Source organism: Actinomadura formosensis, from assembly GCF_050948385.1.
GTDB lineage: Bacteria > Actinomycetota > Actinomycetes > Streptosporangiales > Streptosporangiaceae > Spirillospora > Spirillospora formosensis.
Genome location: NZ_CP192011.1, coordinates 1,016,585 through 1,032,791 on the forward strand (window position 1 = coordinate 1,016,585; position 16,207 = coordinate 1,032,791).

The window sequence follows — 16,207 nt, forward strand, 5'->3', positions numbered from 1 at the left end:
CTGCGCCGGTCAGGGGCACCCCGCGCGGTTTCAGCTGACTACGATGACCCTCGTGGTGTGGGGACCGGGCTATGGCAGTGCTCCGCCGCCCAGCCCGCAGCGGGGGCAGGATCCGTTCACGGAGGCGGAGCGGGACACACGGGCGATGGTGGCCGCCGCGTGGTGGCCGTCGGCGCCTCCGCAGCAGCGCCACCACGCCATCGGCGGCCGCATGCTCGTGCTGCCGGACGGTACGTGGTGGCTGTTCGGCGCGTGGGCCCGCTGGTACCGGCTGCACCCGTCCGACGGGCAGTGGTACCTGTGCCCGCCGCCCCGCACGCCCGCCGTCCGGATGGCGGCGAGGCCCGCGCAGCAGGGGGCGGGGCGGACACCGGCGCTGCCGCCGCATGTGATCCCGGCGGGGCCCGACTTCGCCTACGACCCGCCGTCGGGGCTGCCGTTCGTCGGGCACGGGTTCGCGACCGAGTTGACCTCGCGCGTCCGGTCGACCCTGGAGTCCGCCGCCACGCTGCCCGCGTCCGATCATCCGCACTGGTGGCCCGACTTCACCGGCGAGACGCCGTCCACGGTCGTCGCCGCCTGGGGCGTGATGCTGTGGTGCTCGGCCGCCCCCGTGTTCGACGCGCGCCTGGATGCGCAGATGCTCGACCTCTGGAAGCCCTACCGCGCCAAACCCCTCCCGGATGTGGACGGCCCCCGGTGGCTCACCCCGCCCACGCTGGAGTCGCTCGTCGCGCTCTACGCCGAACGCCTGCGGGCGAGCCGGGTGGACGCGGCGGTCGTCGTCCTGCGGACGATGTGGGCCGTCGCCAGCGCGCTCCGCGAGGACGTCCGGTTCCAGATCCGGGCGGACGCGCTGCTCGCCATCCTCGGCACCACGCTCGCGAATCCGACCGTCGACTATGGGGCGCTGCCCTACGGGGATCAGGCGATCGTCCAGCAGTGGCTTACCCGGTGCCCACCGAACCTGGTCCCGTCGCTGAGGAACGAGAGTTCGCCCGGGGACAACTTCAGGCACGCCTTCTACACGCTCAGCGAGCTGATAGCCGACCTCTCCGGCGACCCCGCAGACCCGGCCTATCTGGAGCCTCGCCTGGTGGCCGCCGCGCTGCTCGCCGCCGATCTGAACGTCGTCCGTAAGGACATGGTGGGCACCATCGTCCCTTGGCTGGACCCGGAGATCCGCTACACGGTGCAGGCGGTGGCGGAGCAGAAGGGGCATCCGCTGCGCCGCCTCTGGCCGGAGGACATGCGGCTCCCGCAGCCGCTGCGGTCGGCGGCCGGGTCCGGGCCGGGCGCCGAGTCGCTGCTGGCCGCGATGTACGAGGTCGATCTGGCCTGGTGCCGGCTCGGCGGGATGCCCGCGCGGCCGCGCGGCTTCCCCGTCCCGACCGCGATCATCGCCGGGATCATCGGCCGCGGCCGGGCCCGTGCCACGGCCGCGGCCACGATGTCCACGCCACCGCCCAACCCGGTGCCCGCGCGGCCGTCGCCGTTCCCCCTGCAGAGCCAGCCGGGCATCGCCCCGGGGACGCCTCCGCAGCCCCAGGGGACGCCGTCCGAGCCGGACCGCCCGTTCGTCCAGCCGCCCGCGCAGCACGAGCGGGAGCCCGGACGGGAGAACCCGCCCGCCGCCCAGAACCAGATGGCCGGTCCCGGCCAGCAGGCCGCGTTCGCCCCGCCGGACCCGGTGATCAGCGCATCGTCCGGGGGCGAGCGGGACGAGTCGAGCGTCGCCCCGCCCTACACCGAACTGGGTTTCCAGCGTCCCGCCGCCGCGCCGGTGCAGAGCCCGATGCAGGGCCCGATGCAGAGCCCGGCGCAGCCCCCGCCCGAGCCGGCCCAGGCGAGTCACGCGCCGGCTTCCGAGCGGCTCGGCGGCTACTCGCCGCCGGAGGAGGAGCGGGACGAGGACTTCGTGCCGCCGTACACGCAGCTGGGCTACCAGCCCGCGGGCACCGCCCCGCCGGCCCAGCCCCCGGCCCGGACCCCGGCTGCACCTCCGACCCCGGCCGCGCCTCCGACCCCGGCCGCGCCTCCGACCCCGGCCGCGCCTCCGACCCCGGCCGCGTCCCCGACCCCGGCGGCGCCGCCCGAGCCGCAGCCCACCACGTTCGACGCGTACGCCACCCGCGTGGAGGGCTCGCACCGGGCCGCACCCGTCCCGGCCGGGCGGCCTCCGCGGCAGGACCAGCCGCCCGGCACGCGCATCCTCGGCCCCGGCGACCTCGACGAGGACGGCACCCTCCCCGACGGCCCGGCTCCCGACGGCCCGGACGGGCCCCCGCCGCCCGTTCCGGGCGCGGGCCCGGGGACGAAGGTCATGTCCAAGACGATGGTCGGCGACTTCGACTTCCTGGACGACACGCCGTCCCCGGAACGTCCCGTCGAGGAGATCCCGCCGCCCAGCGACCGCAGCACCCGCCGCGTCCTGGAGCGGTTCGGGTTCGGGTTCGTCTACGGGGAGCACGACGCGTCCGTCCTGCTGGCGGACGTCCGCGCGCAGGCCGGGGAGTGGAACGCCCCGGCCGGCGAGGAGATCGAGCGGACCCGGGTGGACGGCGCGCCCAGCGCGATCAAGTCCGGCCTCCCCGGCGTGCTGCTGGTCGGCGACCCGCACTCGGGGCAGCGCCGGCTGTCCCGGATGATCGCGCTGACGCTGGCGAACGCCGGCCTCGGCGACGGGACGATCCGGGCGCACGACGCCGACGACGTCCGCGACGCGCCGCCGGAGCGGATCGGGCACCTCCTCGCCCAGCCGGGCCCCGTGATCCTGTTCGAGCGGCTGGACGTGGCGATCGCGGACGCCGCCGATCCGGGCGCCGTCGTCGGCGCGGTGCGCCGTGCCCGCCGCGACCCGGTGAACACCACGCCGGTGATCGCGACGTGTGAGCCGCGCGCGTACAAGCGGCTGCTGCGGGAGCATCCGAAGCTCGTGCAGGCGTTCCGCGTCCACCGGCTCCCGGACTTCGGCGACCTCGACAACCGGATGACGCTGCTGCACCTGCTGGCGGACGAGCGGCGCGTCACGATCGGCGCGTCGGCGCTGGAGGTGGCCAGGGCGGACCTGGAACGGCTCCGCGGCCCGGGTGACCTGGTCAACGCGCGCCTGGTCGAGGCGTACCTGGACCAGGCGGCCCAGCGGAACATGGAGCGCGCCGGGGCGTCCCACGACCGGCTGGTGCTCACCCCGGACGATCTCGCGGGCGTCGCGGAGGGCATCGAGCCGGCGCTGCGCCCGCCCGGCGACATCGACGGCTACCTGCGGCGGCTCGACCAGCTCACCGGGCTGGAGGACGTCAAGGAGGCCGTGCGGGAGCTGGCCGAGGAGGCGGCGCTCGCCGCCGACCGGGTCCGGTACGGGATGTCCGGCCAGGACGTCCGCCACCTGGTCTTCACCGGCCCGCCCGGCACCGGGAAGACGACCGTGGCGGGGCTCGTCGGCGGCATCTACGCGGCGCTGGGGCTGCTTCAGTCCGGCCATGTGGTGGCGTGCCGTCCCGTCCATCTGGCGGGACGCGACCAGGCCGACACCCGGCATCGGGTCGGGGGCATGGTCGACCAGGCGCTCGGCGGGGTGCTGCTCATCCAGGAGGCGTACCGACTCGACCGGGCCCCGGCCGTGGTGGGCGAACTGCTCCGCCGGATGAACCAGAGCGGCGCCCGTTTCATCGTGGTCTGTTCGGGCCCGGCGGCGGAGATGGAGGGGTTCCTCGCGGGCAATCCGGCGTTCCGCGCCGAGTTCGGCCGCGTCCTGGAGTTCACCGGGATGGGCGACCGCGACATGGTGCGGCTCTTCCAGAGCTACGCCGAACGCGACCTCTACATGCTGGACGAGGAACTGCGCGTCGAACTCCTGTCCCGGCTGGGGCAGATGCGCGAGGACCCGCGGTTCGCCTACGCGCGGACCGTCCGGGCGCTGTTCGAGCAGACGGTGGCGCGGCAGGCGGCCCGGCTGGCGGGCGCCGACGTCAACGCCGCGGCCGTGGCCCGGCTGACCGCCCGGGACCTGCCGGAGACACCGCTGGAGCAACTGCTCGGCGACTTCCGGTCCGGGGGCTGAGCGTCCCGGCCGTCCAGATTCGTCGCTGTTCGCCTGGTACATGTGCGTCAGCTGGGCATCACCCGGGAAGACCAGTGGCCAAGGTGGTCCGCGAATGGCCCTCTTGGGTCATGCGCCCGCCCGAGCCGTACGCGTAGCCTCGACTCGGGTGTGGGGAACGAACGGAGGTGGACGCGGTGCGCCGGAATCTCGATCTGCGCGTCCACGACCGTGTTGCGCTGGACGAGATCGAACTCTATGCCGAGATGCTCAGCGCGGTGGCGGCGGCGAAGCGGCCGCTGACCGTCGCGGAAATCGACATGGTGCTCGGGGTACGTTCCGACGGAGCCGGTCGTCGCGAGCTGACATCCCACGACCGGACGTAGTTCCGGGGCCTGGGGGCGTATTCCCCCAGGCCGGACGCGGCTTGCAGGTGCCGGGGACGCCGATTCGAGGCGTCCCCGGTTCGTCGTCTCAGGCCCCGGCCCGGCCCGGACGACCACGTTCGGGAGTGTGAGCAATCTCACTTCCGCTCACCGCGGCCCGCGCGGACGGCCGCCGCACAAGCCCTGAAACGGCGGACGTTCCTCCAGATAGACCGCCATGCGAGGGGTATGCACCTGGTGATCTAGGGCAGGCTGATAGGTGAGAGGATGGGTGACACCAGTCGAAGCTGGGGCAAAGGTTCTTTTTACGGCGGGTAGCGCCTACGATCCTCTGCGGACTGTTCCGGCACATCAGGAGAACGACGTGCGCTTGCGTCTCACGCCGCGTGAGGACAGTTTCTACGACATGTTCGCCGACTCGGCGAACAACCTGGTCACCGGCGCCAGGCTGCTCGTGGAACTCATCAGCGACGGCGCCGACCGCGCGGCGATCGCGGAGAAGATGCGCGCCTGCGAGCATGCGGGCGACGAATGCACCCATGCGATCATGCGCCGGTTGAACGAAACGTTCATCACGCCCTTCGACCGGGAGGACATCTACCAGCTCGCCTCCTCGCTCGACGACGTGATGGACGAGATGGAGGAGGCAGCCGACCTCGTCGTCCTCTACAAGATCGAAGAGTTCCCCAAAGGCATCGTCCACATGGTGGAAGTGCTGGAGCGCGCCGCCGAGCTGACCGCCGAGGCCATGCCGAGGCTGCGCTCGATGAAGGAGCTCAACGAGTACTGGATCGAGATCAACCGGCTTGAGAACCAGGGAGACCAGGCCTACCGGAAGCTGCTGGCGCACCTGTTCAGCGGCGAGTACGACACGCTGACCGTGCTGAAGCTGAAGCAGGTCATCGACCGGCTGGAGGACGCGGCCGACGCGTTCGAGCACGTCGCCAACACGGTCGAGACCATAGCGGTCAAGGAATCATGAGCACGGCCGAAAAGCCCGGCGGGACCCTCGCCCAGGATCCGTCCCAGGAGGAGGATGCCGCCTCCCTCGGCGAGCAGGCCACGCGCCGTGTCTCCGGCCGCGCGTGGCTGCTGCTGCTCGCCGGTGTCGCACTGGTCATGCTGGCGGGCGCGCTCGGGCTCCGGACAGACGCGCAGATGGCCGTCCTCGTCCTGGTGGTCATCGTCGCGCTCGTCTTCGACTACACCAACGGGTTCCACGACGCGGCCAACGCCATCGCCACCGCGGTGTCCACCCGCGCGCTGACCCCGCGCGTCGCGCTCGGCATGGCCGCCGCCATGAACATGGTCGGCGCGCTGCTCGGCGTCGGCGTCGCCAAGACCGTCAGCGAGGTCATCAGCCCGCCGTCCGGCCTGCACGGGCTCACCGTGGTCGCCGCCGGCGTGCTCGGCGCGATCACCTGGAACATCATCACCTGGTACTTCGGGCTTCCGTCGTCGTCCTCGCACGCCCTGATCGGCGGGGTGGTCGGCGCCGGGCTGGCGTCGCTGTCGTCGGTGAACTGGTCCACCGTGGTCGACAAGGTCGCGATCCCGATGGTGCTGTCGCCGGTCGTCGGCTTCTGCCTCGCCTACCTGGTGATGGTCGCGATCCTGTGGATCTTCCGGCACGCCAACCCGAGCCGGGTCGGCCGCCGGTTCCGCATCGCGCAGACCATGTCCGCCGCGTCCCTCGCGCTCGGCCACGGCCTGCAGGACGCCCAGAAGACGATGGGCATCATCGTCCTCGCGCTCGTCACCACCGGGCACGCCGACGGCAGCACGGTGCCCTGGTGGGTCGTCATCGCGTGCGCGGGCGCGCTGTCCGCCGGGACGTACGCGGGCGGCTGGCGGATCATGCGGACGCTCGGCCGCAAGGTCATCGAAGTCGATCCGCCGAAGGGCTTCGCCGCCGAAGCGACGGCCTCCATCGTCCTCTACACCACCGCGTTCATCTGGCACGCTCCAATCTCCACCACCCACACGATCACTTCGGCGATCATGGGCGCCGGCGCGACGAAGCGGCTGTCGGCCGTCCGCTGGGGCGTCGCCGGCAACATCCTGATCGCCTGGGTCCTCACCATGCCCGCCGCCGCCGCGGTGGCCGCGGTCGTCTACTACCTCGTCCACTTCTTCGGGGCGTAGCCATCCAGGGGGGCGGCCCCTGAAGCTGTTGTGAGGCCGGTGTTCGTACGCGTGGCCCGGGGCGTTGGGCGCCGTTAGGCGTCCGGCGACCCGGGCCACGCTCATTTCTCACTGGCCGGAGATGCGGTTCAGCGGGGGTGGGGAGATGGTGCCCTGGGCGTTGAAGTAGGCGACCAGGGTGTCCAGGTCTATGGAGCCGAGGACCTGGTTCTTGCCTTCGGTGAAGACGGTGAAGTCGTCGCCGCCGCCGAGTAGGAAGTTGTTCGCCGCGACCTTGTAGGTGGCGGACGGGTCGAGCGGGGCGCCGTCGATCGTGATCGCGGACACGCGGTCGCCGATGGGCTTGGAGCGGTCGATGGTGAAGTGCAGGTTCGCCGACGGCTGGAGGATCTTCTCGCCCGCGGGCGTCCACTGCTGTTCGAGCAGGGCGTCGAGCTGCGCGCCGGTCAGCGACGTCACGCCCATCACGTTGCTGAACGGCTGGACGGCGAACGCCTCGCCGTAGGTGACGACGCCGTCGCCCTCCGAGCCGCTCGTCTTGTAGACCAGGTCGGTGCGGACGCCGCCGGGGTTCATCAGGGCGACCTGGGCGCCGAGGTCCTTGGTGCCGGCGAGCTGGCCGTCCGCGATGACGTCGCCGAGCGCGGTCTCACCCGCGGGGGACGGGGTCCGGGTCAGATCGGCGGTGATCTTGCCGATGGGCTTGTCGGCGATGGCGGAGACGCGGTCCTTCCAGGTCTGGACGAACTTCTCCGTCGCCGGGTCCGGCGGGACGTCCCGCGTCACGACATGGTTGTCGGCCTTCACCGAGGAGCGGACGATGTCGCCGGTGCGCCGGTCCACCTTGAGGTTCACCTCGGTGATCACGCGGCCGAAGGAGGAACCGGACGAGAACAGCCGCGGGTCGCCGTCCGGGTCCTTGACCGAGCAGATGTACTGCTGGTGCGTGTGCCCGGACAGCACCATGTCGATCTCGGGGTCGGCCTCCCGCGCGATGCGGGACCCGGCGCCGGGGACGGCGCCGCAGTCGTCCGGGCGGGTGCCGGGCCGCACCTGGTCGCCCTCGTGGACGAGCAGCACCATCGCGCGGACGTGCCGGCGCTTCAGCTCGCGGGCGGCCCGGTTCGCGGCGGCGACCTCGTCATCGAACTTCAGGCCCTTGATGCCCCCCGGTGTGACGATGCTCGGGGTGGTCTTGGTGACGACGCCGATGAACCCGACGCGGACGCCGTTGATGCGCCGGATCGTCCACGGCTTCAGGATCGGGCGTTCCGCGTGGCCGCGCTGCTTCAGCACGTTCGCCGCCAGGTAGTCGAACTTCGCGCCGCGCCACGGGCCCGCGGGGGAGCAGCCGTCGACGGGGTGGCAGCCGCCGTTCTGGATGCGCAGCAGTTCCCGGTAGCCCTCGTCGAACTCGTGGTTGCCGACCGCGGACGCCGTCACGCCGATGTCGCCCATGAACTGCACGGACGGCTCGTCGTGGTAGGCGGCGGAGAGCAGCGGCGAGGCGCCGATCAGGTCGCCCTGCGCGACGGTCAGGGTGTCGGGGTTCCGCAGTTGCCTGAGGTGGGCCGCGATGTAGGCGGCGCCCCCGGCGAGGACGGTGTCGCCGTTCTCGTCAATGGCCCTGCCCGAGCTTCCGGACGGCGGCTCCAGGTTGCCGTGGAAGTCGTTCAGGGCGAGGAGCCGTACGGACGCGGTCGGTGCGGGACGGGCGGCGGCGGGTTGCGCGGCCAGGCCCACGGCCGTCAGCCCCGCCGCGGCACAGGCCAGGATGGTGCGTCGTCGAGTCATTCTGCGGACGGTAGGTTCGCCCGGCATACGGATTCCGGCGGCGCGATGACGTTTTCGTGACAAATCGATCAGGGGCCCGGCCGATCAACACGTCCGTCCGGCTCATAGGGTGGCGAGCGTGAGTGAGCTGCGGGCGCGCGGGACGCTGGGGGAGACCGAGGCCGCGGAGGCGCTGGCGCTGGCCGAGGCGGCGGCGCGCGCCGACGGGGTGGGGCCGCTGTCCGAACATGCCGTGCTGGCGCTGCGCGGCGGCCGGTCCGGCCTGGCGATCTCCGAGAGCGGGACGATCGTGGCCTATGCGCATCTCGACCCGGCGACCGAGGAGGAGCCCGCGGCGGGGGAACTGGTCGTCCATCCGGAGCATCGGCGCCGGGGGCACGGGCGGGCCCTGCTGCGGGCGCTGAAGGACGAGGCTCAGGGCCCGCTGCGGGTCTGGGCGCACGGTGATCTCCCGGCGGCGGCCGCGCTGGCGGGTTCGGAGGGCATGGCGCGGGTTCGCGCGCTGTTCCAGCTGCGGCGCCCGGCGTCCGATCCGCTGCCGGAGCCGCGCGTCGCCGGCGGCGTGACCGTCCGCACCTTCGAGCCCGGACGTGACGAGCGGGCGTGGCTGGAGGTCAACGCCCGCGCGTTCGCCGACCATCCCGAGCAGGGCGCCTGGACGATGGACGACGTCCGCGCACGCGAAGCCGAGGACTGGTTCGACCCGGACGGGTTCTTCCTCGCCGAACGCGATGGCCGGCTCGTCGGCTTCCACTGGACGAAGGTCCACCCGGGCGACATGGGCGAGGTCTACGTCGTGGGCGTCGACCCGGCCGCGCAGGGCCTCGGCCTAGGCCGCGCTCTTACCCTGAAGGGCCTGCATCACCTGCGCGACATCGGCATGGAGCAGATCATGCTCTACGTGGACGAGTCCAACGTCGCGGCCGTCCGCCTGTACGAGTCGCTCGGCTTCACCCGGTACGCCGTGGACGTCATGTACGCCTGACCCCGGTTGAGCATGTCTCGACCGGGTGTTTAGCCGGGTGAGCCGTGCTGTTCACCCGGTGTCCACCGTAAACCGGGACATTCTTCGCGACCATCCTCAAGTTCGTTCACCTGCCGTTCACCCGGATCGGGGCGGCTGGTCACCTCGCCTGCTTAGCGTCGCATCCGACGGCGAACCCCACCCTCCGGCCGGCATGGGCCGGCGGCGGGGGAGACCCGGCCGACGAAACTAAGAGGAGACCCTCCGGTGAAGAACGGTTCCCGACTCGCCGCCCTGGGCGGCGTGGTCGTCGCGGGAGCGCTGGCCCTGTCCGCCTGCGGGAGCGACGCCAACATGGCGGCCAGCGCGGGCAGCGCCCCGTCCGGTGACATCGACTGCGCGAAGGCCAGCGTCAACGCGGCCGGCTCCAGCGCGCAGAAGAACGCCATCGAAGAGTGGACGAAGCTCTACGCGAGCAAGTGCGCGGGCGCCAACCTGAACTACAACCCGAGCGGCTCCGGCGCGGGCATCCAGGCGTTCACCAGCGGGCAGGTGTCGTTCGCCGGTTCGGACTCGGCGCTCAAGCCCGAGGAGGCCGCCGCCGCGCGGAAGCGCTGCCAGGGGAGCGGCGCGCTGAACCTGCCGATGGTCGTCGGCCCCGTCGCGGTCGTCTACAACCTCCCGGGCGCGGACGCGCTGAAGCTGTCCCCCGAGAATATCGCCAAGATCTTCTCCGGCAAGATCACGAAGTGGAACGATCCGGCGCTCGCCCGGGAGAACGCGGGCGCCAGGCTCCCCGCCTCCGCCATCAAGCCGATCTACCGCTCGGACGAGTCCGGCACCACCGACAACTTCACGAACTACCTGAACACGGTCGCGCCGAAGATCTGGACGTGGGAGAAGGCCAAGAAGTGGCCGAACTCCACCGGCCAGGGCGCCGCCAAGTCCGACGGCGTCACCAGCCAGGTGAGGAGCACCGTGGGCGCGATCTCCTACGTGGAGATGTCGTACGCGGAGAACAACAGGCTGCAGACCGCGCACGTGAAGAACGGCGCCGGCGAGTACGTCGAACTGTCGTCGGAGAGCGCGTCCAAGGCCGTCGCGGGGGCGAAGGCCGTCGGCACCGGCAACGACGTCGCGCTGAAGATCGACTATGCGACCAAGGAGCCGGGCGCCTACCCGATCGTCCTGGTCACCTACGAGATCGTGTGTGAGAAGGGACTGCCCGCCGAGCAGGCCGGGTTCGTCAAGTCCTTCCTCACCTACACCTCCAGTGCGGACGGCCAGAAGATCCTGGCCGACCTCGGGTACGCGCCGCTGCCACCGAGCGTGCTCACCAAGGTCCAGGCGTCCGTGAAGGCCCTGTCCTGACGGCGGGCGACGGCACCCGCAGCCCCGCCGCCGAGCACCTCGGCGGCGGGGCCGACGCGGGTTCCGGCGTGATCGAAGGAGGATCCCCCATGACCACCGAGACCGGCGTCGAGGCACGCGCCGGCGCCCGGGACCGCGCCGCCGCGCCGATGAGCACCGGACGGGCCGGAGACCGGATCTTCGCCGGCGCGGCCCGCGGCGCGGGCATCACCGTGCTCGCGATCGTCGCCGCGATCGCCGCGTTCCTCGTGTGGAAGGCGATCCCGGCCCTGCGCGAGAACCAGGCGAACTTCCTCACCAGCGAGGAATGGGACCCGAACGCGACGCCGCCGAGGTTCGGCATCGCCCAGCTGGCGTTCGGCACGCTGATCTCGTCGCTGCTCGCGATGCTCATCGCGACGCCGGTGGCGATCGGGATCGCGCTGTTCATCTCGTTCTACTCGCCGCGCCGGCTGGCCTCCGCCCTCGGCTACGTCGTCGACCTGCTCGCCGCGGTGCCGAGCATCGTCTACGGCCTGTGGGGGCTCGCCTTCCTGTCCAGGCACATGGAGGGCGTCAGCGCGTTCCTGAACGGCACGCTCGGCTGGATCCCGCTGTTCGGCGGCGACAGCCCCGGCAAGAACTCGATCTTCACCGCCTCGGTGGTGCTGGCGATCATGATCCTGCCGATCATCTCGTCCCTGTCCCGCGAGGTGTTCCTGCAGGTCCCGCGCGCACACGTGGAGGCGGCGCTGGCGATCGGCGCCACCCGCTGGGAGATGATCCGGATGGCGGTGCTGCCGTACGGGCGGTCTGGCATGATCGGCGCCTCGATGCTGGGCCTCGGCCGCGCGATGGGCGAGACGATCGCGGTCGCGATGGTGCTGACGTTCGTGCCCGGCATCAACTGGCACATCCTGGCGGACGGCGGCGCGACGTTCGCCGCGAACATCGCCAACAGCTTCGCCGAGGCGTCCGTCACCGGACGCGGCGCGCTGATCGCCTCCGGGCTCGTGCTGTTCGTGATCACCCTGGTCGTCAACATGGCCGCCCGCGCGGTCGTCGCGCGCCGGAAGGAGTTCGCGTGACCACCCTTTCCTCCGGCACGGGCGCGGGCGGGAGCCTGGCCTCGGTCTCGCCTGCCCGCAAGCTCAAGGACCGGCTCGTCCAAGGGCTGGTCTATCTGGCGTTCGCGCTCGCGGTCGTCCCGCTGCTGTCGGTGCTGTGGACGGTCGCCGTCAACGGCGCGAAGCGGCTCGACCCCACGTTCTTCCAGTTCTCGATGAACGCGCTCAGCGGCAAGGACGCCGGAGGCGGCGCCTACCACGCCATCATCGGCACCCTGGAACAGGTCGCCATCACCACCGTGATCGCCGTCCCGCTCGCCATCCTCACCGCGATCTACCTGGTCGAGTACGCCGGCAACGGACGGCTCGGCAAGCTGATCAGCTTCACCGTGGACGTCATGACGGGCATCCCGTCGATCGTCGCGGGCCTGTTCGTGCTGGCGCTGTGGCTGCTCACGATGGGATTCGGCTTCTCCGGGTTCGCCGGTGCGCTGGCGCTGACCATCCTGATGATCCCGACGGTGGTGCGGGCCGCGGAGGAGATGCTGAAACTCGTCCCGAACGACCTGCGCGAGGCGTCCTACGCGCTCGGTGTGCCGCGCTGGCGGACGGTCTGCTTCGTCGTCCTGCCGACCGCGATGACCGGGATCATCACCGGGGTGATGCTGGCCGTCGCCCGCGTGATGGGCGAGACCGCGCCGCTGCTGCTCACGATCTTCTTCACCAAGGCGATCAACAACGACCCGTTCAACGGCCCGCAGGCGTCGCTGCCCACCTTCATCTGGGAGCAGGCCGCCGACCCCAACCAGAACTCGATCGACCGGGCCTGGACGGGCGCCCTCGTCCTGATCGGAATCATCATGCTGCTCAACCTGGTCGCCCGTCTCGTCGCCCGGCGCGCCGCGCCCGCGGGCCGGTAGAAAGGAAACACGACTCCATGGCCAAGCGGATCGAGGTCTCCGGGCTGCACGCCTACTACGGCGGCGTCCACGCCATCGAGGACATCTCGATGACGGTCGAGCCGCGCTCGGTGACGGCGTTCATCGGGCCGTCGGGCTGCGGCAAGTCCACGTTCCTGCGCACGCTGAACCGGATGCACGAGGTCATTCCGGGCGCCCGCGTCGAGGGCAAGGTCATGCTGGACGACGAGGACCTGTACGACTCGTCCGTCGACCCCGTCGCCGTCCGGCGCGTCGTCGGGATGGTGTTCCAGCGCCCCAACCCGTTCCCCACCATGTCGATCTACGACAACGTGGCGGCCGGTCTCAAACTGAACGGGGTGCGCCGCAAGGCCCGCCTGGACGAGATCGTCGAGGAGTCGCTGCGCGGCGCCAACCTGTGGAACGAGGTCAAGGACCGGCTCGGCAAGCCCGGCGCCGGTCTCTCCGGCGGCCAGCAGCAGCGCCTGTGCATCGCCCGCGCCATCGCCGTCCAGCCGCAGGTCCTGTTGATGGACGAGCCGTGCTCCGCGCTCGACCCGATCTCCACTCTCGCCATCGAGGACCTGATCGAGAAGCTGAAGACGCAGTACACGATCGTCATCGTCACCCACAACATGCAGCAGGCCGCCCGCGTCAGCGACCGCACGGCCTTCTTCAACATCGCCGGCACCGGCAGGCCGGGCAGGCTCATCGAGATCGACGACACCAGCAAGATCTTCACGAACCCCGAACAGAAGGCGACCGAGGACTACATCACCGGCCGCTTCGGCTGAGGGGAAGGGGGATCAGGTTCGGGCGGGGGCCTTTTCCTCGGTGTCGCCGGGGCGGTGGTCGGGGACGAAGCGGTAGCCCACGTTGCGGACGGTGCCGATCAGGGATTCGTATTCGGCGCCCAGTTTGGCGCGCAGGCGGCGGACGTGGACGTCGACGGTGCGGGTGCCGCCGAAGTAGTCGTAGCCCCAGACCTCCTGGAGGAGCTGGGCGCGGGTGAAGACCCGGCCCGGATGCTGGGCGAGGTACTTCAGCAGCTCGAACTCCTTGAAGGTGAGATCGAGGACGCGGCCGCGGAGGCGGGCGGTGTAGGTGGCCTCGTCGATGCTGAGGTCGCCGCTGCGGATCTCGCCGGGGCTGTCCTCCTGCTCGCCGGCCGTCGCGGCGCGTCCGACGGCGAGGCGCAGGCGGGCCTCGACCTCGGCGGGGCCGGCGGTCTGCAGCAGGACGTCGTCCAGGCCCCATTCGGGGCTGAGGGCGGCGAGGCCGCCTTCGGTGACGATGGCGAGCAGCGGGCAGTCGAGTCCGGTGGTGCGCAGCAGGCGGCACAGGCTCTTGGCCTGGGCGAGGTCGCGGCGGGCGTCCACCAGCAGGACGTCGGCCGGTGGCGCGTCGATGAGCGCGGACGCCTCGGCGGGGGCGACCCGCGTGGAGTGCAGCAGAAGTCCGAGCGCCGGTAGGACCTCGTCGGAGGGCTCCAACGCGTTGGTCAGCAAGAGCAGGCTGCTCAAGTGCCGTCTCCCGTCCCAAAGACGTAGGACCCGGACGGCTCATCCTCCAGCCTCGGCAACGGCCGGCGGCTCGAAGAACGAGGCGGCCATGAAGGGCCTTCCGGATGAACTCCATGGCCTCGTCGCCCGGATCCCTCACCCCGAGGATAACCGAGCCGTGTCCGCGGGCGGGGGACGGCCTGCGAGACTGGAACCATGGCGAAGGGGACGATGCGGTACTGGGCGGCGGCCAAGGCGGCGGCCGGGACGCATGAGGAGCCGTACGAGGCGGGGACACTGGCGGAGGCGGTCGCCGACGCCAAGGCGAGGCGGGGCGAGGAGTTCGCGCGGGTCGTGCGGCGCAGTTCGTTCCTCATCGACGGGGATCCGGTCGGGAGCCGCCCGCACGAGTCCGTCCCGCTGCCCGAGGGCGGGGTCGTCGAGGTTCTGCCGCCGTTCGCGGGCGGGTGACGCAAGGTCATTCTCCGGCGCGACTCGGTATGGGGGCGTCTGCGCATAAAGTGTGGCGAATCGCATGCCGAAGCCCGAAGGAGAAACATGCGGAAAGTGCTGCTGGTCCTGCTGATCTTCGCGGCGGTGGTGCTGGTCGCCGCGGACCGGATCGGCGTGCGGGTCGCGCAGGACCAGATCGGCCGGCAGGTGGCCGCGCAGTACAACCTGCGGCAGCAGCCGGACGTCACCATCCACGGCTTTCCGTTCCTGACGCAGGCGGTGGGCGGCGAGTACGAGCACATCGAGGTCTCCATCGGGGACTGGACGGAACGGGGCGTCACCGTCAGCGGCGTCAAGGTCGACATGCGGGGGGTGAACGCGCCGCTGTCGGAGGTCAGCCAGGGCAGCGCCGCGAACGTGACCGCGCGGACGGCGACCGCGTCCGCCGTCGTCCCCTATGCCGTGATCCAGAAGGAGGCGCCGAAGGAGGTCAAGCGGATCGGGCCGAAGGGCGACGACCTCTCGGTCGACCTCACCGGCAGCATCCTCGGCTTCCCGCTCTCCGGCACCGCGGTCGTACAGGTCAAGCCGACCGCGAAGGGCATCGCGATCTCGCCGGTGTCGGTCGGGTCGGACGGCGCCGTGCAGATCCCGCTGGTGGCGGTGAAACAGCAGCTCACCTGGGTCGTGCCGGTCTCGGACCTGCCCGTCGGGTCGCGGATCAGCGAGATCCGGCCGACACCGGACGGGCTGCGCGTCTCCGCGACCGCCCAGAACGTCCGGCTGAACGATCTCCAGTCGGCGCAGAAGCAGGGCGGGGCCAGCTGAACCCGCCCGGCGACGCGTACCTGCCGGTGGTGCGGGTCCGGCCGCGGACGAGGGTCGCTTCACGATGACCACCCGAACGGAAGAAGCCGCGTCCCGCCGGGGTTGAGCATGACGATGACCGGAGCATTGATCGCGGCGGCGGTCCTCGCCGCGGCCACGGTGTTCGGCCTCGTCCGCCGGCGCCGTGACGGTGTGCTGCGTACGCGGCGGGAGAAGGGCGGCGAGATGCCGGAGACCGTCCGGCCGGACGACGTGGGCGCCGAACTCGGTGAGAAGGCCACGCTCCTGCAGTTCTCCAGCGCGTTCTGCGCACCCTGCCGCGCGACCCGCCGCGTCCTCGGCGAGGTGGCCGAGATGGTGGACGGTGTCGCGCATGTCGAGCTCGACGCCGAGTCGCACCTGGAACTCGTCCGCCGGCTGAACGTGGTGCGGACCCCGACCGTCCTCGTCCTGGACGCCGCCGGACGCGTCGTCCGCCGCGCCACCGGAGCGCCCCGCAAGCCCGACGTCGTCGCGGCCCTGGGCGAGGCCATCCAGTGAGCCCGCGACCTGCGCTCACTGTCTCGGAAGACGAGACGGATGTGACAGGCACTGGAATGCCGCTTAACATCGTGTCCGTGCGTTACTGGACAGAGCAGATGCTCACGAAGCGTCGCGCGGTCGACTTCTGCCGCGTGGCCGCCTCGCTCTGTCGCATGGCCTGAGGCATCGAGCCCCTCCGCCCCCGAGCATTTTCCACTTCCAGCTCGTACGCAC

Annotated in this window: 15 protein-coding genes; 13 read left to right on the top strand and 2 right to left on the bottom strand. The window is 71.4% G+C overall.

Annotated elements, in window-relative coordinates; translation table 11 throughout:
* Nucleotides 1-43: 43 nt before the first annotated feature.
* The 4 genes from ACQP1N_RS04740 (at nucleotide 44) to ACQP1N_RS04755 (ending at nucleotide 6,573) form a co-directional block, all read left to right on the top strand.
* Complete coding sequence (locus ACQP1N_RS04740) at nucleotides 44-4,063, top strand: AAA family ATPase (RefSeq protein WP_433229339.1); 4,020 nt, start codon at nucleotides 44-46, stop codon at nucleotides 4,061-4,063.
* 167 nt (nucleotides 4,064-4,230) lie between these two features.
* A complete protein-coding gene (locus tag ACQP1N_RS04745) occupies nucleotides 4,231-4,428 on the top strand; it encodes a hypothetical protein (protein WP_306303145.1) in 198 nt (65 codons plus the stop codon).
* Nucleotides 4,429-4,792: 364 nt separating this feature from the next.
* Nucleotides 4,793-5,410, top strand: a complete 618-nt coding sequence (locus ACQP1N_RS04750; RefSeq protein ID WP_067792853.1) for a DUF47 domain-containing protein — start codon at nucleotides 4,793-4,795, stop codon at nucleotides 5,408-5,410.
* Nucleotides 5,411-5,547: 137 nt separating this feature from the next.
* Nucleotides 5,548-6,573: an inorganic phosphate transporter gene (locus ACQP1N_RS04755; protein ID WP_407642170.1), complete on the top strand. Its 1,026-nt coding sequence runs from the start codon at nucleotides 5,548-5,550 to the stop codon at nucleotides 6,571-6,573.
* A gap of 108 nt (nucleotides 6,574-6,681) precedes the next feature.
* Here the strand turns inward: ACQP1N_RS04755 and ACQP1N_RS04760 are convergent, their stop codons facing one another.
* A complete protein-coding gene (locus tag ACQP1N_RS04760; RefSeq protein ID WP_433229342.1) occupies nucleotides 6,682-8,367 on the bottom strand; it encodes a bifunctional metallophosphatase/5'-nucleotidase in 1,686 nt (561 codons plus the stop codon).
* 118 nt (nucleotides 8,368-8,485) lie between these two features.
* On the opposite strand from ACQP1N_RS04760, the gene mshD reads away from it, so the two are divergent.
* From mshD to pstB, 5 genes are all read left to right on the top strand, one after another.
* Entirely contained in the window at nucleotides 8,486-9,352 is an 867-nt protein-coding gene (mshD, locus tag ACQP1N_RS04765) for a mycothiol synthase (RefSeq protein ID WP_174548807.1), read from the top strand.
* 246 nt (nucleotides 9,353-9,598) lie between these two features.
* The gene (gene pstS, locus ACQP1N_RS04770; protein WP_067792861.1) at nucleotides 9,599-10,702 is read left to right on the top strand and encodes a phosphate ABC transporter substrate-binding protein PstS; all 1,104 of its coding nucleotides are present in this window, start codon (nucleotides 9,599-9,601) and stop codon (nucleotides 10,700-10,702) included.
* An 89-nt stretch (nucleotides 10,703-10,791) separates the two neighbouring features.
* The gene (pstC, locus tag ACQP1N_RS04775) at nucleotides 10,792-11,769 is read left to right on the top strand and encodes a phosphate ABC transporter permease subunit PstC (protein WP_433229343.1); all 978 of its coding nucleotides are present in this window, start codon (nucleotides 10,792-10,794) and stop codon (nucleotides 11,767-11,769) included.
* Nucleotides 11,766-12,668, top strand: coding sequence for a phosphate ABC transporter permease PstA (pstA, locus tag ACQP1N_RS04780; RefSeq protein WP_067792866.1), 903 nt, complete (start codon nucleotides 11,766-11,768; stop codon nucleotides 12,666-12,668). Before pstC ends, pstA begins: the two co-directional genes overlap by 4 nt.
* Nucleotides 12,669-12,685: 17 nt before the next feature.
* On the top strand, nucleotides 12,686-13,462 hold the full coding sequence (gene pstB / locus ACQP1N_RS04785; protein WP_067792869.1) for a phosphate ABC transporter ATP-binding protein PstB: 777 nt from the start codon (nucleotides 12,686-12,688) through the stop codon (nucleotides 13,460-13,462).
* Nucleotides 13,463-13,474: 12 nt separating this feature from the next.
* Here the strand turns inward: pstB and ACQP1N_RS04790 are convergent, their stop codons facing one another.
* Nucleotides 13,475-14,191, bottom strand: a complete 717-nt coding sequence (locus ACQP1N_RS04790; protein ID WP_067792873.1) for a winged helix-turn-helix transcriptional regulator — start codon at nucleotides 14,189-14,191, stop codon at nucleotides 13,475-13,477.
* A gap of 195 nt (nucleotides 14,192-14,386) precedes the next feature.
* Here ACQP1N_RS04790 and ACQP1N_RS04795 point away from each other — a divergent pair, with 195 nt between their 5' ends.
* From ACQP1N_RS04795 to ACQP1N_RS04810, 4 genes are all read left to right on the top strand, one after another.
* On the top strand, nucleotides 14,387-14,641 hold the full coding sequence (locus tag ACQP1N_RS04795) for a MoaD/ThiS family protein (protein ID WP_067792876.1): 255 nt from the start codon (nucleotides 14,387-14,389) through the stop codon (nucleotides 14,639-14,641).
* Between the two features lie 87 nt (nucleotides 14,642-14,728).
* On the top strand, nucleotides 14,729-15,451 hold the full coding sequence (locus ACQP1N_RS04800; RefSeq protein WP_067792879.1) for an LmeA family phospholipid-binding protein: 723 nt from the start codon (nucleotides 14,729-14,731) through the stop codon (nucleotides 15,449-15,451).
* 114 nt (nucleotides 15,452-15,565) lie between these two features.
* Nucleotides 15,566-15,991, top strand: a complete 426-nt coding sequence (locus ACQP1N_RS04805) for a TlpA family protein disulfide reductase (protein WP_067792997.1) — start codon at nucleotides 15,566-15,568, stop codon at nucleotides 15,989-15,991.
* Nucleotides 15,992-16,089: 98 nt separating this feature from the next.
* Complete coding sequence (locus ACQP1N_RS04810) at nucleotides 16,090-16,155, top strand: putative leader peptide (RefSeq protein WP_353819285.1); 66 nt, start codon at nucleotides 16,090-16,092, stop codon at nucleotides 16,153-16,155.
* Nucleotides 16,156-16,207: the final 52 nt, after the last annotated feature.

Bases quoted from the DNA above. Each gene is read 5' to 3' on its own strand.
- ACQP1N_RS04795 (WP_067792876.1), top strand. From the start codon at position 14,387: ATGGCGAAGGGGACGATGCGGTACTGGGCGGCGGCCAAGGCGGCGGCC.
- pstC (WP_433229343.1), top strand. From the start codon at position 10,792: ATGACCACCGAGACCGGCGTCGAGGCACGCGCCGGCGCCCGGGACCGC.
- ACQP1N_RS04760 (WP_433229342.1), bottom strand. From the start codon at position 8,367: ATGACTCGACGACGCACCATCCTGGCCTGTGCCGCGGCGGGGCTGACG.
- ACQP1N_RS04800 (WP_067792879.1), top strand. From the start codon at position 14,729: ATGCGGAAAGTGCTGCTGGTCCTGCTGATCTTCGCGGCGGTGGTGCTG.
- ACQP1N_RS04740 (WP_433229339.1), top strand. From the start codon at position 44: ATGACCCTCGTGGTGTGGGGACCGGGCTATGGCAGTGCTCCGCCGCCC.
- pstB (WP_067792869.1), top strand. From the start codon at position 12,686: ATGGCCAAGCGGATCGAGGTCTCCGGGCTGCACGCCTACTACGGCGGC.
- ACQP1N_RS04805 (WP_067792997.1), top strand. From the start codon at position 15,566: ATGACCGGAGCATTGATCGCGGCGGCGGTCCTCGCCGCGGCCACGGTG.
- ACQP1N_RS04755 (WP_407642170.1), top strand. From the start codon at position 5,548: ATGCTGGCGGGCGCGCTCGGGCTCCGGACAGACGCGCAGATGGCCGTC.